The organism is uncultured Veillonella sp., from assembly GCF_963522475.1.
Classification (GTDB): domain Bacteria; phylum Bacillota; class Negativicutes; order Veillonellales; family Veillonellaceae; genus Veillonella.
The window spans coordinates 73,858-99,315 of sequence record NZ_CAUQYW010000003.1 but is presented as its reverse complement, the minus strand read 5'-3'; the positions used below and the strand labels follow the sequence as shown (position 1 = coordinate 99,315).

General features: G+C 39.0%; 24 protein-coding genes. All 24 read left to right on the top strand.

Annotated elements, in window-relative coordinates; translation table 11 throughout:
- Nucleotides 1-20 precede the first annotated feature (20 nt).
- The 24 genes from RWP19_RS02745 (at nt 21) to RWP19_RS02630 (ending at nt 25,441) form a co-directional block, all read left to right on the top strand.
- Nucleotides 21-827 (top strand): MBL fold metallo-hydrolase, encoded by an 807-nt coding sequence (locus RWP19_RS02745; protein ID WP_314356375.1) that lies wholly within the window; start codon nt 21-23, stop codon nt 825-827.
- A gap of 3 nt (nt 828-830) precedes the next feature.
- Nucleotides 831-1,310: a 23S rRNA (pseudouridine(1915)-N(3))-methyltransferase RlmH gene (rlmH, locus tag RWP19_RS02740; protein ID WP_314356374.1), complete on the top strand. Its 480-nt coding sequence runs from the start codon at nt 831-833 to the stop codon at nt 1,308-1,310.
- 105 nt (nt 1,311-1,415) lie between these two features.
- Entirely contained in the window at nt 1,416-1,871 is a 456-nt protein-coding gene (locus tag RWP19_RS02735; protein WP_314356373.1) for a CBS domain-containing protein, read from the top strand.
- 163 nt (nt 1,872-2,034) lie between these two features.
- The gene (gene tig, locus RWP19_RS02730) at nt 2,035-3,339 is read left to right on the top strand and encodes a trigger factor (RefSeq protein ID WP_314356372.1); all 1,305 of its coding nucleotides are present in this window, start codon (nt 2,035-2,037) and stop codon (nt 3,337-3,339) included.
- A 36-nt stretch (nt 3,340-3,375) separates the two neighbouring features.
- On the top strand, nt 3,376-3,969 hold the full coding sequence (gene clpP, locus RWP19_RS02725) for an ATP-dependent Clp endopeptidase proteolytic subunit ClpP (RefSeq protein WP_009351033.1): 594 nt from the start codon (nt 3,376-3,378) through the stop codon (nt 3,967-3,969).
- Between the two features lie 12 nt (nt 3,970-3,981).
- The gene (clpX, locus tag RWP19_RS02720) at nt 3,982-5,235 is read left to right on the top strand and encodes an ATP-dependent protease ATP-binding subunit ClpX (RefSeq protein WP_314356371.1); all 1,254 of its coding nucleotides are present in this window, start codon (nt 3,982-3,984) and stop codon (nt 5,233-5,235) included.
- 65 nt (nt 5,236-5,300) lie between these two features.
- Entirely contained in the window at nt 5,301-7,610 is a 2,310-nt protein-coding gene (gene lon, locus RWP19_RS02715) for an endopeptidase La (protein WP_314356370.1), read from the top strand.
- Nucleotides 7,610-8,308 (top strand): ribosome biogenesis GTP-binding protein YihA/YsxC, encoded by a 699-nt coding sequence (gene yihA / locus RWP19_RS02710; protein ID WP_314356369.1) that lies wholly within the window; start codon nt 7,610-7,612, stop codon nt 8,306-8,308. Before lon ends, yihA begins: the two co-directional genes overlap by 1 nt.
- The gene (locus RWP19_RS02705) at nt 8,305-9,276 is read left to right on the top strand and encodes a polyprenyl synthetase family protein (RefSeq protein ID WP_314356368.1); all 972 of its coding nucleotides are present in this window, start codon (nt 8,305-8,307) and stop codon (nt 9,274-9,276) included. The genes yihA and RWP19_RS02705 overlap by 4 nt, the downstream gene beginning before the upstream one ends.
- Nucleotide 9,277: 1 nt before the next feature.
- On the top strand, nt 9,278-10,168 hold the full coding sequence (tatC, locus tag RWP19_RS02700; RefSeq protein WP_314356367.1) for a twin-arginine translocase subunit TatC: 891 nt from the start codon (nt 9,278-9,280) through the stop codon (nt 10,166-10,168).
- Nucleotides 10,169-10,189: 21 nt separating this feature from the next.
- Nucleotides 10,190-12,847 carry a valine--tRNA ligase gene (locus RWP19_RS02695; RefSeq protein WP_314356366.1) on the top strand — a complete coding sequence of 886 codons (2,658 nt, stop codon included), beginning with the start codon at nt 10,190-10,192 and terminating at the stop codon, nt 12,845-12,847.
- 12 nt (nt 12,848-12,859) lie between these two features.
- Nucleotides 12,860-14,167: a folylpolyglutamate synthase/dihydrofolate synthase family protein gene (locus RWP19_RS02690; protein ID WP_314356364.1), complete on the top strand. Its 1,308-nt coding sequence runs from the start codon at nt 12,860-12,862 to the stop codon at nt 14,165-14,167.
- Between the two features lie 9 nt (nt 14,168-14,176).
- Nucleotides 14,177-15,409: an O-antigen ligase family protein gene (locus RWP19_RS02685; RefSeq protein ID WP_314356363.1), complete on the top strand. Its 1,233-nt coding sequence runs from the start codon at nt 14,177-14,179 to the stop codon at nt 15,407-15,409.
- Nucleotides 15,410-15,932: 523 nt separating this feature from the next.
- A complete protein-coding gene (locus RWP19_RS02680) occupies nt 15,933-17,438 on the top strand; it encodes an acetyl-CoA hydrolase/transferase family protein (RefSeq protein WP_314356361.1) in 1,506 nt (501 codons plus the stop codon).
- Nucleotides 17,439-17,466: 28 nt separating this feature from the next.
- Nucleotides 17,467-19,113 carry a methylmalonyl-CoA mutase gene (locus RWP19_RS02675; RefSeq protein ID WP_005386006.1) on the top strand — a complete coding sequence of 549 codons (1,647 nt, stop codon included), beginning with the start codon at nt 17,467-17,469 and terminating at the stop codon, nt 19,111-19,113.
- A gap of 28 nt (nt 19,114-19,141) precedes the next feature.
- Nucleotides 19,142-19,537, top strand: coding sequence for a cobalamin B12-binding domain-containing protein (locus tag RWP19_RS02670; RefSeq protein WP_060923999.1), 396 nt, complete (start codon nt 19,142-19,144; stop codon nt 19,535-19,537).
- A gap of 78 nt (nt 19,538-19,615) precedes the next feature.
- Nucleotides 19,616-20,554 (top strand): methylmalonyl Co-A mutase-associated GTPase MeaB, encoded by a 939-nt coding sequence (gene meaB, locus RWP19_RS02665; protein ID WP_060923998.1) that lies wholly within the window; start codon nt 19,616-19,618, stop codon nt 20,552-20,554.
- A gap of 51 nt (nt 20,555-20,605) precedes the next feature.
- Nucleotides 20,606-21,028 (top strand): methylmalonyl-CoA epimerase, encoded by a 423-nt coding sequence (gene mce, locus RWP19_RS02660; protein ID WP_005386012.1) that lies wholly within the window; start codon nt 20,606-20,608, stop codon nt 21,026-21,028.
- A 151-nt stretch (nt 21,029-21,179) separates the two neighbouring features.
- Nucleotides 21,180-22,709 (top strand): methylmalonyl-CoA decarboxylase subunit alpha, encoded by a 1,530-nt coding sequence (gene mmdA / locus RWP19_RS02655; RefSeq protein ID WP_314356360.1) that lies wholly within the window; start codon nt 21,180-21,182, stop codon nt 22,707-22,709.
- Between the two features lie 73 nt (nt 22,710-22,782).
- The gene (locus RWP19_RS02650; RefSeq protein ID WP_295210221.1) at nt 22,783-23,124 is read left to right on the top strand and encodes an OadG family protein; all 342 of its coding nucleotides are present in this window, start codon (nt 22,783-22,785) and stop codon (nt 23,122-23,124) included.
- Nucleotides 23,125-23,147: 23 nt separating this feature from the next.
- Nucleotides 23,148-23,315, top strand: a complete 168-nt coding sequence (locus RWP19_RS02645; protein ID WP_295210220.1) for a hypothetical protein — start codon at nt 23,148-23,150, stop codon at nt 23,313-23,315.
- 100 nt (nt 23,316-23,415) lie between these two features.
- Entirely contained in the window at nt 23,416-23,799 is a 384-nt protein-coding gene (locus RWP19_RS02640; protein WP_295210218.1) for a biotin/lipoyl-containing protein, read from the top strand.
- Between the two features lie 70 nt (nt 23,800-23,869).
- The gene (locus tag RWP19_RS02635; RefSeq protein WP_295210215.1) at nt 23,870-24,991 is read left to right on the top strand and encodes a sodium ion-translocating decarboxylase subunit beta; all 1,122 of its coding nucleotides are present in this window, start codon (nt 23,870-23,872) and stop codon (nt 24,989-24,991) included.
- 192 nt (nt 24,992-25,183) lie between these two features.
- Nucleotides 25,184-25,441, top strand: a complete 258-nt coding sequence (locus tag RWP19_RS02630; protein ID WP_314356359.1) for a hypothetical protein — start codon at nt 25,184-25,186, stop codon at nt 25,439-25,441.
- The last annotated feature ends 17 nt before the right edge of the window (nt 25,442-25,458 follow it).

Genomic DNA, 25,458 nt, shown 5'->3' with positions numbered 1-25,458 from the left:
TAAGTATATGGAGTGTTTTGATGAGTGAATCCTTGCCGTTGGAGGTCCATGTCATTGCCAGTGGTAGCAAGGGCAATTGTACAGTAATAAAAAAAGGGAACTCCGTCATATTGCACGATGTAGGCATTAGCTGCCGACGCATCGTCAATGGATTAAAAGAATTACATATTGATATGGCACAGGTAGAGGGCATATTTATCAGTCATGAGCACAGTGATCATATTGCAGGATTACAACAATTGTTGAAACGTTTCGATATCCCTGTATATACGAAACAAGGGACGTGGCGTGAAATTCAAGATAAGCTCATTGTACCTAAGAACCAATTGGTTGAATTAACAAAAGGCAGTTTAACCTTAGGTAATCTTATTATTGAGCCTTTCAGTGTTAGTCATGATGCGGCGGACCCAATCGGTATTAACGTCTTTGCTGGAGCAGATAAAGCCACGGTTGTAACCGATACAGGTGTGATTTCAGATGATATTTTAGGACGTATTGATGAGTCTACATTATTAGTATTAGAGGCGAATTATGATCCTCATATGCTACGATTTGGACCGTATCAACCGTTCCTAAAGCAACGCGTGGCAAGTGATGAAGGCCATTTAAGTAATGAAATGGCAGCTCAAGCCTTGCTTATGATGAAGCGGCCTGACTTTATACAAGTTATTTTAGCTCATCGCTCTGAAAATAATAATAATGCCGTCCTTGTTACTCAAACAATTGGAAAAATGCTCGTAGATGGTGGCGTACGTATTGGGCCGGAAATGAAATTACAACATGGTCAGCCTAATGAAATTGTGTCTATGCAATCAATAAAGAGGTAGAGTATGAGATTTTATGTAATTTGTATTGGCAAACTAAAAAATGCTTACTTACGTGATGGGGTAGCGGAATTTGTGAAGCGTATGCGACCATATGGCGGGATCACCATTACTGAACTAAATGAAAGTAAAATTGGAGATAAACCAAGTGATGCAGATCGTAAACAAGTCGTTATAGAAGAGGGGGAACGATTATTAAAAAATGTTCCTAAGAATGCTTATACAGTGTTACTAGATGTGTACGGTAAAATGATGTCCTCGGAAGACTTGGCAAAGACCGTGGCAAAATTAGAGGTGGATGGCGTTAGCGATATGACGTTCATCGTTGGTGGTGCTTTTGGCGTAAGTGATGAACTACGTAGGTCTGTAAATTATAAATTATCCTTTAGCCCTATGACCTTTACCCATCAAATGGTACGTTTGCTGTTAGTAGAGCAAATTTATAGAGCGTCTAAAATTAATCGTAATGAACCATATCATTGGTAATAGACTTATAAATTATTTATATGATAGTCCTATAAAAAAGGAGTTTTATTATATTATGTCGAATAGTATAATAAAGCAAGATGTATTTATAAGGAGGAATTCACTATGAAAATTCAAGAAGTAATGAATAAATACCCTGTTACTGTTGGCAAGGATGCACCGATTTCTGATGTGGCTGACCTATTGGTAAAATATAATTTAACAGCTGTTTCCGTAGTGGATGACAACAATAAATTATTAGGCATCATTTCTGAAGGCGATTTACTTTATAAAAAAGTTCGCCCTCATGTACCTCACTATGTAAATGTATTGGGTGCTAGTATTTATTATAATGGCATTGGCGAATATAATGCTCAATTTAAAAAATTGTTAGCATCTCATGTTCATGAGTTGATGACTGATGAAGTTATTACTACTACACCGGATAAAGATGTAGAAGAAATTGTTTCTGTTATGCTTGATCAACACTTAAAGAATATTCCTGTTGTAGATAAAGATTACCGTTTAATTGGTATCTTATCTCGTCGTGATATTATCAAATTGATTGCTAAAGATAACTAATTTGCATAATTATGTAAAACATAGAAAGGCCACCCGTTTTGGGGTGGTCTTTTAGTATAAATTGAGAAGAATTGCATTGACTTTGCATTTATGTTATTATTAGGAGTGCATAATATACTACAGAAATTTGGGCGTATTGCCCTTCGAGGAGGACATATTTTAAATGAAAGCAACTATAAATCCTGTTGATCAACACGTAGTAACGTTAACTATTGAAGTACCTGCAGCTGAAGTAGATAAAGGCATTAAACAAGCTGTAAAACGTATTGCAGGTCAAGTAAACATTCCTGGATTCCGTAAAGGTCATGCGCCTCGCCGTATCTTGGAAATGAACTTCGGCAAAGACGCTATCTTGGAAGAAGCATTTGAAGTATTGGCTAGCCAAAACTACAGTGCGGCTCTTCGTGAAAACGATATCGTTCCAGTATCTGAACCAGAAATCGAACGCGAACAATTCGAAGAAGGTAAAGACTTGATTTTTAAAGCTACTGTAACTAAACGCCCTGAAGTTAAACTTGGCGATTACAAAGGCTTAGAAGCAGAAAAACAAGATGCTACAGTAACTGATGAACAAATTGAAGAACAATTAAATAACATCCGTGAACAACAAGCAAAAATGGTTGTTGCAGAAGAAGGCGCTACAATTCAAAAAGACGACTTCGCAGTGATCGACTTTGCTGGTTCCGTTGATGGCAAACCATTCGATGGTGGTGAAGGTAAATCTTACCCATTACAAATCGGTTCTGGTAGCTTCATTCCTGGCTTCGAAGATCAATTGATCGGTGCTAAAGCTGGTGATGATGTAACTGTAAAAGTAACATTCCCTGAAGATTACTTCGTAGCAGAACTTGCTGGTAAAGAAGCAGAATTCAAAACTCACATCCATGACATTAAACGTAAAGAATTGCCTGAATTGAACGATGAGTTCGCAAAAGAAGCAAGCTCTTACGAAACTATTGAAGAATTGAAAAAAGATCTTCGCGCTAAAATGGAGGAAGAAGCTTCCCGTCGCGCAATCGATACTTACAATGCTGACTTGATTCAAACAGCTGTTAAAAATGCAACTGTAGAAATCCCAGAAGTAATGATCGAAGATCGTGTAGAACAAATGATTCAAGAATTGGCTATGAACATGGAAGGCCGTGGCTTGAAACTTGATGATTACTTGAAATTCTCCAACAAAACTATCGAAGATTTACGTTCTGAATACAAAGATTCCGCAGCTGAAAACGTTCGCGCTGATTTAGTATTGGACGCTATCGCAACTGCTGAAGGTATCGAAGTAACTCCAGATGATATGAACCGTGAAATCTTCATCATGGCCCAAAACTTTGGGGCAGATCCTAAAGAAGTTTGGGATATTATTTCAAAAGAAGGTCGTGTAGCTATGTTGGCAGGCTCTGTAGCTCGCAAAAAAGCAGCTCGATTCATTATTGATAATGCAAAAGGCGCTGAAGCGGCTAAATAATAGTTTGCTCAACTAGGTACATGAAAAGGTGAATATATGTATGTACCAATCGTAGTTGAACAAAGTGAACGCGGTGAGCGTTCCTATGATATTTACTCTCGCTTGTTAAAGGACCGCATTATCTTCCTAGGTGGACCTATTGATGATAATGTAGCAAATGCAGTTATTGCGCAAATGTTATTCCTAGAAGCAGAGGATCCTGATAAGGATATCCATTTGTACATTAATAGCCCCGGTGGTGTTGTAACTGCCGGCATGGCTATTTATGATACGATGCAATATATTAAACCAGATGTGTCTACCATTTGTGTAGGCTCTGCAGCGAGCATGGGTGCTGTGCTTTTAACAGCAGGCACTAAAGGAAAACGCTATGCGTTGCCTCATGCACGCGTTATGATTCACCAACCATTAGGTGGTGTTCAAGGGCAAGCATCTGAAATTGAAATCCATGCCCGTGAGATTCTTCGTATGCGTGAAGAATTAAATGGTATCTTAGCTTCTCGCAGTGGACAAGATATTGAGGTTGTAGCGCGCGATACAGATCGCGATAACTTCATGAGTGCTCAGGATGCCGTTGAATACGGCTTAATTGATGAGGTGCTCACAAGAGAACCTGTAGAAAGCAAGTAATGGAGGCGCCCATTGGCAAAAGATAAAGACACTATGCGCTGCAGTTTTTGTGGACGCACAAGCGAAGAAGTCCGCAAATTAGTAGCGGGTCCTAACGTATATATTTGTGATGAATGCGTTGAAGTATGTGAACGTATTATCGCTGATGAGTTAGGTGAAGTAGAGACGGACGACTTCAACTTAAAAGAATTGCCAACGCCGAGAGAAATTAAAGCTCATCTTGACGAATATGTTATTGGTCAAGATGATGCTAAAATCTCTTTAGCTGTGGCTGTATATAATCACTACAAACGTTTACAAACAGATAATGTAGTTGATGATGTAGAATTACAAAAGGCTAATGTTTTATTCATTGGTCCTACTGGTAGTGGTAAAACACTATTGGCTCAAACCTTAGCGAAAATGCTAGAAGTACCATTTGCTATTGCAGATGCTACAAGCTTAACTGAGGCTGGTTATGTAGGGGAAGATGTGGAAAATATCTTGCTCAAAATTATCCAAGCTGCAGATTATGATATAGCTCGGGCTGAACGTGGCATTATTTATATCGATGAAATTGATAAGATTGCTCGTAAGTCTGAGAACCCTTCCATTACACGTGATGTGTCTGGTGAAGGTGTACAACAAGCATTACTTAAAATCTTAGAAGGTACCGTAGCTTCTGTTCCGCCTCAAGGTGGTAGAAAGCATCCGAATCAAGAAATGCTTCAAATTGATACTACAAATATTCTCTTTATTTGTGGTGGTGCATTTGATGGTATGGACAAGGTTATTACTAAGCGTACCGCTAAGAAAACCCTTGGTTTTGGTGCAGATGTGCAACGTAAAGAAGAACGTAATGTATCGGCTATTTTGAAGGATGTTGTACCTGAAGATTTATTGAAGTTTGGCTTAATCCCTGAGTTCATTGGTCGTTTGCCAGTAATGGTAACATTAGATCAATTGGATAGAGATGCATTGATCCAAATTTTGACAAAGCCTAAAAATGCATTAACAAAACAATATGAAAAAATTCTATCCCTTGATGGTGTAGAATTAACTTTCACTGAAGATGCATTAGAAGAAATCGCTGATGAAGCATTACAGCGAAAAACAGGTGCTCGTGGTTTGCGTGCTATCATTGAAAAGGTGATGAAACGCGTTATGTTTGAAGTTCCTTCCATGCCGGAAGTAACTAAGTGCATAGTTAATCGTGAATCCGTGTTGAGCACAGGTGAACCTATACTCAAAAATGAGGCAGACCAAGACATCCAGTTGAAATCGTAATTCGAAGAAACTCATTTCTGTGTAGGAATGAGTTTCTTTTCATAATATAAATACCTGGAGGAAATATGAATTTACTCGAAATTGGGATTCCAACTGTACCCCTTAGAGGCATGGTTGTATACCCGAATATCGTGATTCACCTCGATATCGGTCGAGACAAATCCATTAAAGCGGTAGAAGCCGCAATGAACGAGGATCGCATTTTAGCAGTTGTCAGCCAAAAGGATGATGCTGTTGATTCGCCAACTGTTCATGACTTAGCCCAAATGGGTACATTAGTAAAAATTAAGCAAATGTTACGCTTACCAGGTGGTATTGTACGTGTTCTTGTAGAGGGTATTACACGTATTCGCGTAATGAATATAACAAGTATGGATCCGTACTATATAGGGGACTATGAACGTGTAGCCTCCGAATTTGAAGATGATGTTGAGTTAGAAGCCTATCGTCGTCTGGTGCAATCTAAGTTTGGCGAATGGGCTGAAGAGGCTAAATCTGTTACCGATGAAGGTGTAACACGGGTTATGGAATTACGTGACCCATGTGAATTGGCTGACCAAGTTGCGTTCTTGTTGCCTATTAATAACACTAAACGCCAAGAGTTACTTGAAGAGTTATCTGTAGCTCGTCGTTTAAATATGATTGTAGGTATCTTGAATATGGAATTACAAATTTCTGATTTGGAAAACTCCATTAATAATCAAGTGCGTCAATCCATGGAGAAAGCGCAAAAAGAATATTTCTTGCGTGAAAAAATCAGAGTTATCCACGATGAATTGGGTGACAAGGGTGATCCAGAGGAAGAAGCTGAAGAGTTACGTGTTAAATTAAAAGCTCTTAACCTTAGCGAAGACGTACATGAACGTATAGATAAAGAAATCTCTCGTTATAGTCGCATGCCTCAATTGATGCCAGAAGCAACTATTTTGCGCAATTACCTAGATTGGGTATTGGCATTACCTTGGAATGAGTTGACTGAAGACCGCTTGGACATCAAGGAGGCTCATGCTATGCTTGAAGCAGATCATTATGGCCTTGAAAAGGTTAAGAAACGGATTCTTGAATTCTTAGCTGTCCGCAAGTTAACTGGTAAGAATAGCGGTTCTATTCTTTGCTTAGTAGGCCCACCAGGTGTTGGTAAAACATCCTTGGCTACGTCTATCGCCAAAGCCATGAACCGTAAGTTTATTCGTGCATCTTTAGGTGGTGTTCGTGATGAAGCTGAAATTCGTGGTCATCGTCGAACTTATATTGGTGCATTGCCTGGCCGTATGATTCAAGGTCTTAAGAATGTAGGAACTAAGAACCCTGTATTCCTTTTAGATGAAATTGATAAGCTTGCTTCTGACTATAAAGGTGATCCATCTTCAGCATTGTTAGAGGTATTGGACCCTGAACAAAATAGCACATTTAGTGATCACTTTATCGAAGTGCCGTTCGACTTTTCTGAAGTATTCTGGATTACTACGGCTAACGTAGCTTCCAATATTCCAGGTCCGTTATTAGACCGCATGGAAATTATTGAATTATCTAGCTATATGGAACAAGAGAAGTTAGAGATTGCTAAGCGTTATTTAGTACCTAAACAAATCAAGAAAAACGGTCTTGAAGATTATAAGGTTAAATTATCTGATGCAGTATTGAAAAAGGTAGTTTCCGAATATACGCGAGAAGCGGGTGTTCGCACCTTAGAAAAAACTATTGCTAAGATTTGTCGTAAAATTGCTTTCAAAGTCGTAGAAGAAGGTGGCGATGCACCGAAAGTAACGACAAAAAATCTTCACGAATTCTTGGGCGCACCGATTTTTGTTGACCAAGAGCGTGAAAAGAAACCTCAAATTGGCTATGTAAATGGCTTAGCATGGACTTCTGTAGGTGGCGTAGTATTGCCATGTGAAGCAACAACGATGAATGGCACAGGTAAACTTGCATTAACGGGTAGTCTAGGCAAGGTTATGCAAGAGTCTGGCCAAGCTGCAATGAGCTATATTCGTCATAATGCAAAAGCATTAAAAATCGAAGATGATTTCTATAAGAAACTTGATATTCACGTTCACTTGCCAGAAGGTGCAACACCGAAAGATGGCCCTTCTGCAGGTATTACAATGACATTGGCTATGGTATCTATTTTAACAAACCGCAAGGTTCGTTCTGATATTGCTATGACTGGTGAAATTACATTGCGTGGCCGTGTATTACCAATAGGCGGTTTAAAAGAAAAGTTATTAGCAGCCTTGTCTAATGGCATTAAAGAAGTATTGATTCCTAAAGGTAATGAAAAGGATATTGCAGAATTACCTGACATTGTAAAAGAAGGTCTCATTATTACGCCAGTTAAGACAATGGATGAAGTATTAGCAAAGGCACTTGTGTAATGCAAAAAAAGAAAAAATCCACTAAACATATGGGCCCAAAACCTCAATATACACGTAAAGAATTGAAGGGGCCTCGTATTATAGCAGCAAAATATAATACTTCCTGTGTTAAGGCTGATCAATATCCTGAAGGGGATACTGTGGAAATCGCTTTCCTTGGACGCTCTAACGTAGGCAAATCTTCCTTGATTAACTCGTTGTGTAATTATCGTGGGTTAGCCCTCGTTAGTGGTCAGCCAGGTAAGACTAAGACGATAAACTACTTTGATATTGAATCAAAAGAGGATATTTCTGAGACAGAGGAACGTCGTTATAACTGGTTCCTCGTAGACCTTCCTGGTTATGGTTTTGCAAAGACAAATAAAGGAAACCGCAATTTGTGGTCTTCCTTTATTGCCGATTATATTTTACATTCTGAACGATTGATGTTGTTATGTTTATTAATTGATGGTCGTCATCCTGAGATGCCTATTGATAAGGTAGCTTATGATTGGCTTGTTGAAGCTGGTGTACCATTACAAATTGTAGTGACTAAGGTTGACAAATTAACAGCTAAAGAAAAGTCTGCTAATTTAGCGATTATTAAGGAATTGTATTCAACTGCAACGCAACCAATTCTGTATAGCTCTTTGAAGCATACAGGCCGTGAGCTTTTACAACAACGCATCAATAAAGTTCTAGTAGGAGATGAAGCATGAGTCAAACCAATGAATTAGAGATTATGGAACGCATTGCTCTAGATTTAGAGGGTGTGGAAGAGTCTCTTGCATCATCTTTTAATACAGGTGCAGAAGATTTTAATGCACTGATTCGACCATTATCTGCTGCAGGTGGTAAGCGCTTGCGTGCGCAATTATGTTTATTGATTGCTAATGCAGGTACATCTGTAGAACGTCAGCGTATTAGAATTGCTGAAGCTGTAGAAATGCTTCATTTAGCCACACTGATTCATGATGATGTATTAGATCAAGCAGAGATTCGCCGAGGCGAAGAAACGATACATATGCATAAAGGCAATAAGGTAGCTATTCTTAGTGGAGACTACCTATTTGCTAAAGCATTCCAAATCGTGTCTGAAATGCCTAATATGAGGTATTTAGAAATCTTCTCTCATATCATTACTTGTCTTGTAGAAGGCGAGTTTATGCAAATGGAAGATGTGTATTGCATCAATCAAGGTATTGAGCGGTATATGACTAAAACACAGAAGAAAACAGCGGACTTTATGGAAGGCTGTATGGAACTTGGTGGTCTATTAGGCGGTTGGAGTGACTCTGAAATTGTTGAGTTAAAAAAATATGGTCATGCTTTGGGCATGGCATTCCAAATTACCGATGATATCATGGACTATCGTGAAACAACAGAGACTACGGGTAAACCGGTAGGGAATGATCTTCGCGAAGGTTTATTGACGTATCCGTTGTTAAGTATTGTGAATGATGAGAATAAAGATAAATTGATTGCAGATATTAAAGCGTTAAACGATGGTGGTGATGAGCAAGCAATTATCGATTATGTTATCGATCAAGGCGGTATTGATAATACCTTAGCGGTAGCTGATCAATATTGCAAAGATGCTTTGGCAGCACTCGACGCTGTTCGTGATTTCCCAGGCAAGGAATTCCTTGTGATGGCTGTAGAAAGTTTAGCTGATAGAAAGGTATAATATGGAACCATTCGAATCAAAACCGGACTTCGAATATCCCATACAGAAACCTTCTTTTGATAGTGTAGTTCGTCAAAAACGTCGCGAAGCTAAATTAAAGGCTGAACAAGAACAGTATAAGGTGGTAAAACAACAGGTTCCGGAGGAATCGGAGGACGAGCCAATTTATACTGAGATGGAACAGAAAATGATGGATGAAGCACGAGAAATCTCTCTAGTGGGTCATTTATCTGAATTGCGAAAGCGTCTTATTATAATGGCTATTGCAGTTATCGTAGGGACTTGTATTTCTTATTATTATGTAGACTTTTTATTGGAAATACTCCTAAAGCCGGCTGGTAAGCTCTATTATATGAAACCGACTGAGGCCTTCTTTACATATATGAAGGTGTCCATAGTAGGTGGTCTTATCATAGCGGCGCCTATTATATTGCATCAGATTTGGCTATTTGTTAAGCCTGCCCTTACTGTGCGAGAAAAACAGCTATCTAACTGGATTTTACCAGTTGCAATAGGCCTATTTGGCATAGGTATTGTATTTTCTTATTTTCTCGTGCTACCAGCAGCTGTTAAGTTCTTTATGGGCTTTGCTACTGACGAATTACAACCGCTATTTTCCATAGGTCAGTACATGGATTTTGTATTATCCTTTGTACTCCCCTTTGGATTTATCTTTGAGTTGCCGTTGATTTTAATCATCTTGGGATATTTCAACTTAATTACATCACGTTTTTTGAAAACGAAACGTAAGATATTTATTCTTATATCCTTTATCATAGGTGCTGTCATTTCACCAACACCGGATATGTTCTCTCAAACGATGATTGCATTGCCTATGATATTGCTATATGAAACGAGCCTATTTGTATTGGCTAAGATTATGAAGCGCTAAGGAGTTTATTTAGGAGGAACGATGAAAACCTACGAAAATTTAACCACTTATAACCCCGGTGAAATAGAAGGGAAATGGTATTCATATTGGGAAAACCAAGGATACTTTCACGAAGAAGTAGACACTAATAAAGAACCATTTAGTATCGTGTTGCCGCCTCCTAATGTAACTGGTATGTTGCACATGGGCCATGCTTTAGATAATACATTGCAAGATATCCTTATTCGTTTCAAACGCATGCAAGGCTACAATGTATTGTGGATGCCAGGTACTGACCATGCTGGTATTGCTACACAAATTAAAGTAGAAGAAATGCTCGCTAAAGAAGAAGGCAAATCTCGCTATGATTTAGGTCGTGAAAAATTCGTAGAACGCGTATGGGAATGGAAAAAAGAATACGGCGATACTATTGTAAAACAAATTCGTAGCTTAGGCGCATCTTGTGACTGGTCTCGCGAACGCTTTACATTAGATGAAGGGTACTATCATGCAGTGCGTGAAGTATTCGTAAAACTTTATGAAAAAGGCTTAATCTATCGCGGTGAACGCATCATCAACTGGTGCCCTCGTTGTGCCACTGCTTTATCTGATGTTGAAGTTGAACATGAAGACGAACATGGTCATTTGTGGCATATTAAATATCCTGTAAAAGGTGAAGATAATCGTTTCGTTATTGTTGCTACAACTCGTCCAGAAACAATGTTTGGTGACGTGGCAGTAGCAGTAAATCCTGATGATGATCGTTATAAAGACCTCATCGGTAAAACATTGATTTTGCCATTTGTTAATCGAGAAATTCCTGTAATTGCTGATGACTATGTAGATGCTAGCTTCGGTACAGGCTGTGTAAAAATTACACCTGCTCATGATCCTAATGACTTTGAAATGGGCCAACGTCATAATTTGGAATCTATCGTTGTTATGAACAATGATGCTACTATGAATGAAGGTGCGGGCAAGTTTAATGGTATGACTCGTGAAGAAGCTCGTAAACAAGTGGTAGCAGAACTTAAAGAATTAGGCTTACTTGAAAAAATCGATGATCATGACCATGCAGTAGGTCATTGCTCCCGTTGTAATACAATTATTGAGCCAATGGTATCTAAACAATGGTTCGTAGATATGAAACCACTGGCAGAACCAGCACTTAAGGTTGTTAAAGAACACGAAGTAGAATTTGTTCCTGAACGTTTTACAAAAACATATGTAAATTGGCTTGAAAATATTCGTGACTGGACAATTTCCCGTCAATTGTGGTGGGGCCATCGTATTCCTGCGTGGTACTGCGATGATTGTGGTGAAACTATCGTTAGTCGAGAAGATATTACAGAATGCCCTCATTGCCACGGTCATGTTACACAAGATCCAGACGTTCTTGATACATGGTTCAGCTCTGGTTTATGGCCATTTGCTACCATGGGTTGGCCTAAACAAACACCAGAGCTTAAACAATGGTATCCAACAAGTGTTCTTGTAACTGGTTATGATATCATCTTCTTCTGGGTAGCTCGTATGATCTTTATGGCTCTTGAGTTCGAACATGAAATTCCATTTAAACATGTATTTATTCATGGTCTTGTTCGCGATAGCCAAGGCCGTAAAATGAGTAAATCCTTGGGCAATGGCATTAACCCTCTTGAAGTTATCGACCAATATGGTGCTGATGCATTGCGCTTTACTCTTGTAACTGGTAACACACCTGGTAACGATATGCGCTTCTATATGGAACGTGTTGAAGCTAATCGTAACTTTGCTAATAAGATTTGGAATGCATCCAAATTTGTATTGATGAATCTTACAAATTATGATGAAAGCTTTGTTCCAACTGCAGATGATTTGACATTGGCGGATCAATGGATTGTTCAAAAATACAATGAAACAGTACAAAGTGTAACGTCTAATCTCGATAAATTCGAACTTGGTGAAGCTGCGAGTTCCGTATATGATTTCATTTGGAATACATACTGTGACTGGTATATTGAATTAGCTAAACCTCGTTTATACAACGATGGTAATGAATGTGATCGTCGTACTGTTCAATATTTACTTGTAACAATCTTGCGTCACATGCTTGAATTGTTACATCCATTTATGCCGTTCGTAACAGAACATATTTGGCAACATTTACCTCATGAAGGGGATAGCATCGTTGTTGCAAAATGGCCTGAAGCATTAAAGTTTGATAATCTTGAAGGTGCAGCACGTCAAATGGAAGTTATGATGGATGCTATCAAAGGCATTCGTAACATGCGTGCTGAAATGAATGTACCTTTAGGCAAAAAAGCTGAGGTTATCGTAGCGCCAACAGATGAAGCATTGGCTAAAACTGTAGCAGATCATAGCGATTACTTTGTAACATTAGCTTGGGCTGAGAAGGTAACAATTCTCGGTGCTGATAATCCAAAACCAGAAAATGCGACTGTAACAGTTGTAAATGGTATGGAAGTATATCTCTTACTTAAAGACTTAATCGACGGCGAAAAAGAAAGAGAGCGTATAGCGAAGGAAAAAATCCAAATGGAAAAAGAAATTTCCCGTTTGGAAGGCAAATTGTCTAACCAAGGCTTCCTAGCAAAAGCTCCAGAAGCTGTAGTAGCAAAAGAAAAAGAAAAGTTAGAAGAATATAAACAAAAACAACAAGCGTTATTGGAACGTGAAGCGTTCCTTGAAACCTTATAATAGGAGGTTTATATGACATATCAAGAGGCCTTAGCCTATTTAGAACAGGCATCTTCATTCGGTATTAAGCCTGGCCTTGAACGAATTACAGCTCTTATGGATGTATTAGGAAATCCACAAGAGGACTTTAAAATTGTTCATGTAACAGGAACGAATGGTAAGGGCTCGGTTACCTCATATATTTCTTACGCACTGTTTACAAGTGGACTACGGGTGGGGCGATTTACATCGCCTCACCTTCAATCCTATACGGAGCGAATTCAAATTAATGATGGAAATATAACAGAGGAAGCCTTCGGTAATCTAATTAGCCGTGTAAAAGTGGCAGTTGATACTATTATTAGTAACGGCATAGAAGCGCCAACGCAATTTGAAATTTTGACGGCCGCTGCATTTTTGTTCTTCAAAGATCAAGGTGTGGACTATGCGGTGGTGGAAGTTGGCTTAGGTGGACTACTAGACTCTACTAATATAGTGACCCCAAAGGTGTCTGTTATTACCAATGTGACAATAGATCATCAAGCATATTGTGGCGATACTGTTGAGGACATTGCGTGTCACAAGGCAGGAATTATTAAATCTAAAGTTCCTGTCGTAACAGCTGCACAGGATGCACCTCTTCGTATTATTGAAGAGGTGGCTAAAGAGAAACATGCTAAAGTGTATGCTTTCAATAAAGACTTTGGTATCGATAGCCGTAGTGCTGTAACTGGTGGCCAAATGATTACGGTTAGTACTAATGATTCTGCTCCTGCAATGTTGTTTACGACAATGGCGGGTATCCACCAATCTGTCAATCTCGCATGTGCATTAATGACTGTACGTTTATTGATGAAAGAAGATACTAGCATCAGTGAAGAAACGATGCGTGAAGGATTTGCCCGTACTACGTGGGCTGGTCGTTTTGAAGTTAAACGAGGACTAGACCGTACCTTTATTTTTGATGGTGCCCATAATGCGGCTGGTGCTGAGTCTTTCAACATGACATATACTGAGTTATTTAAGGAAACGCCAAAAACTATTGTTATGGCCATTCTTAAGGATAAAAATCAAGATGCTATTATTCGTGAAGTAGTTAAAGCGGGTGATACAGTTCTCGTTGTAGCAGCACCAACAGATAGGACTGAAGTACCAGAAGTATTAGTCGAAAAAATACGTCATATTGTGCCGAAAGCTATTGCCCAAACTGCAGACTCTATAGAAGATGCGTTGTCTTTAGCATATAAACATACAAAGGCAGACGATATTATCGCTGTGTGTGGTTCCTTATATATTTTAGGAGATGCTCGTCAGTGGTTTAACCATGAGATGAGTCATTAAGGTGAGCTTATGGAACTCTCACTTATTCCTAATCACAAGAGAATCACATTTTATATTGAACGATTAATTTATGGTGTTGTGGTCGCTATGCCATTACAGCCTATGGTGGGGGATGTACTTCTTTGGTTGGCTATAGGACTTGCTTTATATGATTTGATATCGAGTAAGTCATTGAGCTTACCAACGGGGTATTTATCCTGGTCTGTTATGATCTTTGTGGTATGGACTGGAATATCTTCGCTAGTGTCAGAGAATTGGGATTGGTCAATTCAAAGTTGGTTTTATCAAATCGTGGCCAGTGGCGGTATGTATTATTTAGTTCGCACATACATTCAAACGCCTAAACAGTGGAATTATTTTCTTCGTACCTTGCTAGGTACTGCTGTTCTAGTGTGTATCATAGGTGCTTATCAATATGTATTTGTTCCTAATATACATATAAAAGAGTGGGTAGATGCGGCACAGTTTCCTAAATTGATGCGTCGTATGTCGTCTACATTACAAAATCCTAATTTATTGGGCGCCTATCTATTGATGGTACTCAGCGTATGTATCAGTTATATTTTGGTATATATGAAGGAAAATCGTACGCGCGAAGTCATTTCAATGCTCATTATAGGTATTATATTATTCTTAACGATGCTATTAACCTATTCTCGGGGGATTTGGATTAGCTTCGGAGCGATGATTTTGTATTGGGCAATCTTTGTGGAGCGAAGATTATTCTTATCCCTATTAGCAGTGCCAATAATTTTGTACTTTTATGATGGTGAAATCGCTTCAAGGCTGTGGTCTATATTTCAAGGTCATGATACATCAGCTGATCTTCGATGGGCTTTGTGGGATAGTACTATGTATATTGTACGTGAAAATCCTGTCTTTGGTATTGGGTGGAATACATTTTACTTAGTATATCCAGATTATAATTACTATATTCAAGGTCCGCATGTCTTGATGTATCATGCCCATAATTTGTATCTTAATATGCTTGCTGAAACAGGTATACCTGGATTACTATCATTCATAGCCGTTATTATTGGTCATGTTATCACATCTATAAGACTTAAAGGGGATATATTCCGTCAAGCTGCGCAAATTGGAGTAGGTGCTTTGGCTATAGGCGTTTTGTTTAGCGGTTTATCTGATTTCGAGCTATATAGTCATCAGGTAACTATAGTATTTTGGCAATTATTTGGATGGATAGGGGCTTTTGTAAAAGTTCAGTTATCTGCTGATAAATAAGCATAATGGTTAAATCTTGTATAATAGTATGTTTATAGTAGATATATAATTTCATAATGTGATATACTTAATATATACCTTGGATAGGCATGTATTAAGTAGGATAACCGGTTTTCTAATGTTAGACATAATTGAACATTATCGTTGGCATTTGAAAGCCGGTTTTTGTATATCATTGTATCTTTATAGGGAGGTGTAGGGTCTAGTTCTTGTGTATAAGATGTTATTTTATATTGAAAAAGGTCTATATGTTGTATAGAGAGAGTTCGATTTAATTGAAAAACATCAATATATGCCATGAATCGATAATTCCTGTGAGTTATAACGATGTGAATAAAACTTATGTGGAAATGTGAAAATCTATGCATTTTAATCATAATGCACCCGTAAAGTGTGATGAAAAATACATTTTAGTCATATAAGTTGACAATACATTGGATGTGGACTACGATGAAGTCGGTTTAAGGAACGACCAAGAGATCAAACTGTCGTTTATACAATGTTACTCTTAAAGGAGATGGTAATGGTGATAGACATCAAAGACCGCATTAAATGTGCGGCCCTCCAAGGTAAAATTGTCACTGCTTATGATGCAGCTCTTTTGATTAACCCTAACGATAAAGTTGGTATTTCCGGCTTTACTCCATCTGGTTATGCAAAAGCAGTTCCATTGGCATTGGCAGAAAGAATGGAAAAAGAACCATTCAAAATTGATTTGTGGACAGGTGCTTCCGTAGGTGATGAAGCTGATGGTGCGTTAACTCGTGCTAATGGTATCAATCGTCGTTTCCCATATCAAACAAATGGGGATACACGTAAAGCCTTAAATAGCGGTGCTGTTAAATACGTTGATATGCATTTAAGCACAATGGCACAAAATGTTCGTTATGGCTTCTTTGGTGATTTAGACGTAGCTATCATAGAAGTTTGTCAAATTAATGAAGATGGCTCTTTAGTACCTACTACATCTGTTGGTAACTCTCCAACATTTGTTAGCCAAGCTAAAAAAGTAATCGTAGAAGTAAACGTATCTCAACCACTTTCCTTGGTAGGTATGCATGATATCTATGAACCACTCGATCCACCACATCGTAAACCAATTCCATTGGAAACAGCTGGTGATCGTATCGGTACTGAAGCAATTCCTTGTGACCCAAGTAAAATTGTTGCAGTAGTACCTTGTGATGTTCCTGATACTACAAGACCTTTGGCACCTATCGATGATGATGCAAAAGCAATGAGTCAACACCTTATCAAATTCTTTGAACAAGAAATTGCAGAAGGTCGTTTACCGAAGAACTTGCTTCCATTACAATCTGGTGTAGGTTCTGTAGCAAATGCTGTAATTAGTGGTCTTGCTAAAGGCCCATTCACAGATTTGTCTATCTATACAGAAGTAATCCAAGATGGTATGTTTGACTTAATCGATGCAGGTAAAGTAACTGTATGTTCCGGTACTGCATTGAGTCCTTCTCCAGATGGGTTGAAACGTTTCTATAACAATATCGATGAATATCGCAAAAAGATTATTCTTCGTCCACAAGAAATTTCCAACAACCCTGGTATTGCTCGTCGTATAGGTGTCATTGCCATGAATACCGCTATCGAATTTGATATTTTTGGCAATGTAAACTCTACTCATATTATGGGTAGCAAAATGATGAATGGTATTGGTGGATCTGGTGATTTTGCACGTAGTGCATACCTCACTATTTTCTGTACTAATTCCGTTGCTAAAGGTGGCGACATTAGTTCTATCGTTCCATATGTATCTCATGTGGATCATCCAGAACATGACACTATGATTTTCTGTACTGAACAAGGTGTTGCTGACTGTCGTGGTTTGAGCCCAGTGGAAAGAGCTCGTTTGATTATTGAAAAATGTGCTCACCCAGACTATAAACCTATGTTAACTGAATACCTCGAAAAAGCACTCGCTGCAACTAAGAATGCCCATACACCTATGTTGCTTGACGAAGCTCTTTCTTGGCATAAACGCTTCACAGAAACTGGAAGCATGAAGAAATAACCTGTTTTTTTAGGAGGATGATGAAAACATGGCTTACGAAAACTTAAAAGCCCAAATTGCTGAGTATAACAAACTTTGTGACGAAAAAAGTGCAAAAACTCCAGAACGTCAAAATTTAAAATATAACCGTGTATACACACCAGTTGATATTGAAGGTTTTGACTATGAACGTGATTTGGGTATGCCTGGCGAATTCCCTTACACTCGTGGCGTACAACCTACTATGTACCGTGGCCGTTTCTGGACAATGCGTATGTATGCAGGCTTCGCTACAGCTGAAGAATCTAACAAACGTTACCGCTACCTAATCGAGTCTGGTGCAACTGGTCTTTCCTGCGCATTCGACTTACCTACACAAATCGGCTACGACTCCGACGATGCAGTTGCTGAAGGCGAAGTTGGTAAAGTAGGTGTAGCGATTGACTCCTTGGCAGATATGGAAATCTTGTTCGACGGCATCGACCTTGGCAAAGTATCCACTTCCATGACAATCAACGCTCCAGCATCCGTTTTGTTGGCAATGTACATTGCAGTAGCTGAAAAACAAGGTGTACCTTCCACAGAATTGAAAGGTACAATTCAAAATGATATTTTGAAAGAATACGCAGCTCGTGGTACTTACATTTTCCCACCAAAACCATCCATGCGTTTGATTACTAATATCTTCGAATATTGTTCTCAAAATGTTCCAAAATGGAACACAATTTCCATCTCCGGTTACCATATCCGTGAAGCGGGTTCCACAGCAGCACAAGAAATCGCATTCACAATTGCTGATGGTATCGCATACGTAGAAGCAGCTTTGAAAGCTGGTCTTGATGTTGATACATTTGCTGGCCGTCTTTCCTTCTTCTGGAATGCTCATAACAACGTACTTGAAGAAGTTGCTAAATTCCGTGCATCCCGCCGTTTATGGGCAACAATCATGAAAGAACGTTTTGGTGCTAAAAAACCAAAATCCATGATGCTTCGTGTACATACTCAAACAGCTGGTTCCATGTTGACTGCACAACAAGTTGATAACAACATCGTTCGTGTTGCTCTTCAAACTGCAGCTGCTGTAATGGGCGGTACTCAATCCTTACATACAAACTCCCGTGACGAAGCTTTGGCTCTTCCTACAGAAGCATCTGTACAAGTAGCTCTTCGTACTCAACAAATCGTGGCTTACGAATCTGGTTTGGCTGACGTAGTTGACCCATTGGGCGGTTCCTACTATGTAGAAGCTATGACTAATGCTATCTATGACGAAGCTATGGCTTACATCAAGAAAATTGATGAAATGGGCGGCGCTGTAGTAGCAATCGAAAAAGGCTACATCCAAAAAGAAATTCAAGAATCCGCTTACAAATGGCAAATGGAAGTTGAATCTGGCTTGCGCACAATCGTTGGCGTAAACAAATTCCAAGTTGAAGAAGAAGCTCCAAAAGACTTACTTCGCGTAGATGCTTCCGTTGGTGTTAACCAATCCAAGAAAACTCAAGCAGTTCGCGCTAACCGCGATCAAGCAGCAGTTGATAAAGCATTAGCAGCTCTTAAAGCTGGCGCAGCTGATGAAAACGTTAACTTGATGCCATTAATTCTTGATGCAGTTAAAACATATGCTACTTTGGGTGAAATTTGTAATGTATTGCGCGAAGTATTCGGTGAATACGAAGCTCATTCCACATTATAATATCGGCTAATTTCGGAGGTAATTAATCATGGCAGAAAAACGTATTAGAGTAATCGTAGCAAAACCAGGTCTTGATGGTCATGACCGTGGTGCAAAAGTAGTAGCACGCGCACTTCGCGATGCTGGTTTCGAAGTAATTTACACAGGTCTTCGTCAAACTCCAGAACAAATCGTTGAAGCAGCTCTTTCTGAAGACGTTAATGTAGTTGCATTATCCCTTCTTTCTGGTGCTCATAACACATTGTTCCCTAAAATTGTTGAACTTTTGAAAGAAAAAGGCATGGGCGATGTACTTGTAATCGGTGGTGGCGTTATTCCTGACGCTGATATCCCTGGTTTGAAAAAAGCTGGCGTAGCAGCAGTATTCACACCTGGCACACCAACTGGCGATATCGTTAAATTCATCAACGAAAACGTTAAATAATTAATTGGGCAAGAGAGGAGTTCAACTGAATAGTTGGCTCCCCTCTATTCCCATATTTTAAGATAGGTGGTGAGGCGAGTGGATTTAGTTAAAGAACTTTTTGAAGGTTCCCGACTAGCCTTAGCACGGTCCATTACAGCTGTAGAAAACGAGTATGAAAATGCCATTGATATTATGAAGGCTATTTACCCTAAAACAGGGAATGCACGTATTCTCGGTATTACAGGGGCCCCTGGTGCTGGTAAAAGTACATTGACTGATAAGGTTGTTAAACATTATCTAGATCAAGGTAAGAAAATCGGCATCGTTGCCATCGACCCAACTAGCCCATTCTCTGGTGGTGCTATCTTGGGGGACCGTATTCGAATGAATGATTTGACATTAAATGAAAATGTATTTATTCGAAGCATGGGCACGCGTGGTAGTCTTGGTGGTTTATCCAAAAAGACTGCAGACGTTGTAAAACTTATGGATGCCTTTGGCATGGATTTAGTAATCATCGAAACTGTAGGTGTAGGTCAATCCGAAGTAGATATCGTTAAAAATGCAGATACTACATTGGTAGTACTTGTTCCTGGTCTCGGTGATGATATCCAAGCTATCAAAGCGGGTATTCTTGAAATTGGCGATGTATTTGCTATCAATAAAGCTGACCGAGATGGTTGTGATCGTTTGAATGTAGAAATTGAAATGATGCTTGACCTAGACTCTCGTGAAGTAAAATGGCGCCCACCAATTAAGCGCACAATTGCTAGCAAAGACCAAGGCGTAGATGAACTCATCGACGCTTTAGATGAACATTTTGAGTATCTTGAAGATTCTGGTGAATTGGAATCTCGTCGGGCAGAACGTACTCGTGATGAAATCATCGCAATGATTAATGAACAAATTGGTCGTTATGTAGCTGATAAAATCGTTACAAGCGACGAATTTAATAGCCAAGTGGCAGCGGTTAATGAACGCGAAAGCGATCCATATACAGTTGTTAACGGCGTAATGACAAGCGTGCTAAAGTAGACGGCGACTACATAGCATTAGAGATTTAGCCTTGAAAAGGAGATAATCGAAATGGCTTTTAAAGTATTACAAGTGGATCACATCGGTATTGGTGTTAATGATTTAGCAGCAACTAAAGAATTCTATAAAAATGCATTAGGTATTGAACATCTTCCTGAAGATGAAGTGGTTGAAGAACAAAAAGTAAAAGTATCCTTCTTCCCATGTGGCGATGCTGAACTTGAATTCTTAGAAACTACAACTCCAGATGGCCCTATCGGTAAATTTATCGAAAAAAATGGTGGCCGTGATGGTATCCAACACGTTGCATTGCGCGTTGATAATATTGAAAATGCTATTGCTGATTTGATGGCTAAAGGCGTTCGTATGATTGACGAAAAACCTCGTTACGGTGCAGGCGGTTCCTCCATTGCTTTCTTACATCCAAAAGCAACAGGCGGTGTATTGCTTGAATTATGTCAACGTATGAAATAATACAGTATCCAATTCACATCATTATGCATGAGTAATAGATATATATAATCATATAAATACTAGTTATATGTTAAATGTGTATGTATGCTTGAACTTTAATTATTTATGAAATAAAATGATACTGTAACAAGTTTTATTTGGAGGTGCTATAATGGCAACAGTGCAAGAAAAAATCGAGTTATTGCACGAAAAACTAGCTAAAGTTAAAGCTGGTGGCGGTGAAAAACGCGTTGAGAAACAACACGCTCAAGGCAAAATGACTGCTCGTGAACGTTTGGCTAAATTATTCGATGATAACTCTTTCGTTGAACTTGATCAATTTGTTAAACATCGTTGTGTTAACTTCGGTCAAGAAAAGAAAGAATTACCAGGCGAAGGTGTAGTAACTGGTTATGGTACTATTGACGGCCGTTTAGTATATGCATTCGCACAAGACTTCACTGTAGAAGGTGGTTCTCTCGGTGAAATGCATGCGGCAAAAATCGTTAAAGTACAACGTTTAGCAATGAAAATGGGTGCTCCTATTGTTGGTATCAACGATTCCGGCGGTGCTCGTATTCAAGAAGCAGTAGATGCTCTTGCAGGTTACGGTAAAATTTTCTTTGAAAATACAAATGCATCTGGCGTTATCCCACAAATTTCCGTAATCATGGGACCATGTGCAGGTGGTGCTGTATATTCTCCAGCATTAACTGACTTCATTTACATGGTTAAAAACACATCTCAAATGTTCATTACTGGTCCTGCAGTTATCAAATCTGTAACTGGTGAAGAAGTAACAGCTGAAGATCTTGGTGGTGCAATGGCTCATAACTCCGTTTCTGGTGTTGCTCACTTTGCAGCTGAAGATGAAGATGATTGCATTGCTCAAATTCGCTACTTATTAGGCTTCTTGCCATCCAATAATATGGAAGATGCTCCTTTAGTAGATACTGGTGATGACCCTACTCGTGAAGACGAAGAGTTGAATAGCTTATTACCTGATAACAGCAACATGCCATACGATATGAAAGATGTTATCGCTGCTACTGTAGATAATGGCGAATACTATGAAGTACAACCATTCTATGCTACAAACATTATCACTTGTTTCGCACGTTTTGACGGTCAATCCGTTGGTATCATTGCTAACCAACCTAAAGTAATGGCCGGTTGCTTGGACATTAACGCATCCGACAAATCTTCCCGTTTCATCCGTTTCTGTGATGCTTTCAATATTCCAATCGTTAACTTCGTTGACGTTCCTGGTTTCTTGCCTGGCACAAATCAAGAATGGGGCGGTATCATTCGTCATGGTGCTAAAATGTTGTATGCTTATTCTGAAGCTACAGTACCTAAAATCACTGTTATCACTCGTAAAGCATACGGCGGTTCTTACCTCGCTATGTGTTCCCAAGATTTGGGCGCAGATCAAATATATGCTTGGCCTACATCTGAAATCGCTGTAATGGGTCCTGCTGGTGCAGCTAATATTATCTTCAAAAAAGATGAAGATAAAGATGCTAAGACAGCTAAATACGTAGAAGAATTTGCAACTCCTTACAAAGCTGCTGAACGTGGCTTCGTAGATGTTGTTATTGAACCAAAACAAACTCGTCCTGCAATTATCAACGCATTAGCAATGCTTGCTAGCAAACGCGAAAACCGTGCTCCAAAGAAACATGGTAATATTCCATTATAATTCGATTCGATAATCAAATCATCGAGTTTGGGAGATACCTTTCTTTATTACTTTTTTAGAAAGGGGAATGATTATGGAAGGACAAGCAGTTACTACTAATCCTTGGTTAATTATGGCCATTAATATGACAGTTGTATTTGTTGTGTTGATTCTTTTAGGCATATTGATGACAATTGTTCATTTGATCGATCCGACTAAGAAGAAAGACAAACAAGTAAGTGCACCTGTTGCAGCTTCAGTGGCTGCTCCAGTAGCTACACCAAGTGCATCTACTCAAAATGAGGATGAAGTAGTAGCAGCTATCGTAGGTGCCATTGTGGCGATGGGGTATTCATCTGAGCAAATTGCATCTATTCGACCTACAGCAACCAGTGCTAAATGGCGCTTGGAAGGTCGTTTAAGCGGTAGAGGTTAATAAGAGTTTAGGAGGCATTTGTAATGAGCAATGCTACAAAAACTAACGGTAAAGCTCCATCTAAAGATGTAGTAGCAGTAATCGTTGGTGCATTAGCGGCAATGGGTTATTCCGCTGATCAAATTGCGCATATTCGTCCAATCGTAAGCTATAATTGGAAAATGGAAGGACGTTTACGCGGTAATCGATAAGATTTTGGCAGTTAGATAATCAAATTGATTATCCAATTTATATGTGTATAAGAAATTTATAAGTATTGTGTAGAAATTACACATTTTGGAGGAATTTAAAATGAAAAAATTCAACGTTACAGTAAATGGCACAGCATATGATGTAGAAGTTAATGAAGTAAAAGCAGCAGCTCCTAAAGCGGCTCCTAAAGCAGCTCCTGCAGCAGCTCCTAAAGCAGCTCCTGCACCAGCTCCAGCAGCTCCTAAAGCAGCAGCTCCAGTTCCAGCAGGTGCTGAAACTGTAAAAGCTCCAATGCCTGGTAAAATCTTATCTGTAGCAGTATCTGCTGGCCAAGCAGTTAAAAAAGGCGAAACTTTGTTGATTCTTGAAGCTATGAAAATGCAAAATGAAATTGCAGCTCCTCATGATGCTGTAGTTGCAGACGTTCGCGTAGCTGCTAACCAAACTGTATCTACTGGCGATGACATGATCGTTCTTGGTTAATACCAAGTTTTATATGGCGCGGCTTAGCCGCGTCGTATAACAATTTTATATTTGTGAAAGGGGAACGCATATGGAGGCTTTTGCTGTTGCGATTCAATCCGTTATAACAGATAGTGGATTTCTCGCATTTACAACAGGCAATGCTATTATGATTCTTGTAGGTTTGATCCTATTGTATTTGGCATTTGCTAAAGAGTTTGAACCATTATTGTTGGGGCCGATTGCGTTTGGTTGTGTACTTGCTAATATTCCTCGAAATGGGTTTGAAGAAGGCGTAATGGCACTTATTAGTGCAGGTATCTCCCAAGAGATCTTCCCACCTTTAATTTTCCTCGGTGTAGGCGCTATGACTGACTTTGGTCCACTTATTGCTAATCCTAAAACATTGCTTTTAGGTGCTGCAGCGCAAATCGGTGTATTTGTTGCTTTAGGTGGTGCAATGATGCTTGGTTTTACAGCTCAAGAAGCTGCTGCTATCGGTATTATTGGTGGTGCTGACGGGCCTACATCCATTTACTTGGCTACTAAGCTAGCTCCTCATTTATTAGGTGCCATTGCGGTTGCTGCATATTCCTATATGTCTTTAGTACCGTTGATTCAACCACCTGTAATGAAATTATTCACTACGCAAAAAGAGCGCGAAATTGTTATGGAACAATTGCGTGAAGTTACACGTTTTGAAAAAATTGTATTCCCAATCGTTGCAACAATCTTCATTTCCTTATTGCTTCCTTCCATTACATCTCTTTTAGGTATGTTGATGTTAGGTAATTTGTTCCGTGAATCTGGAGTAACAGAACGTTTGTCTGATACTTCTCAAAATGCATTGATTAACACTGTTACAATTTTCTTGGCAACAGGTACTGGTTTAACAATGAGTGCGGAACATTTCTTAAGCGTACAAACAATTCTTATTATTTGCTTAGGTTTGGTTGCATTTATCGGTGGTACTGCTGGTGGCGTATTATTCGGTAAATTGATGAACTTAGTAGATGGTGGTAAAACAAATCCACTTATTGGTTCTGCAGGTGTATCTGCGGTTCCAATGGCAGCTCGTGTATCTCAAGTTGTTGGTGCTAAAGCTAATCCAGCTAATTTTTTACTCATGCATGCTATGGGGCCAAATGTAGCTGGTGTTATTGGTACAGCAGTAGCAGCAGGTACAATGCTTGCTATGTTGTCTAATCATTAATAATTAAATAATTATTCACCCAGGTGTACCTAAATAGGTACACCTATTGGTGAATAAAAAGCCCTTGATATTATGTTACTATTTATAAAAAGGGAATACTTGCAATAAATGCTTTTCGGATCGGTCATTAGGTGATGAGCAAGAGTTCACAAAATAACCTTCTAGTGCTTTAAATATAGTAGAGGTGGTCACTTGTTATCTATAGAATTAAAAATACTGATTTGTTTTATATGGGCATTTATTGTTTTTTTTATTACTGCACTGATTATCGGTAATGAGGGAAAAGCCAAATGGTTCCAACGTAGAACTAAATATTCTTGGTTTAACCGCCGAGGTTTTTTAGGTGAAACATTACTTTTTGGATATCCTAAAACGATAGAGGGCTATGGAATTGTAGTTTTGATGGCTTTTATCATTGGTATCGTAGGTTATATCTTATATTATTTATAACTATATCAGTGCATTTC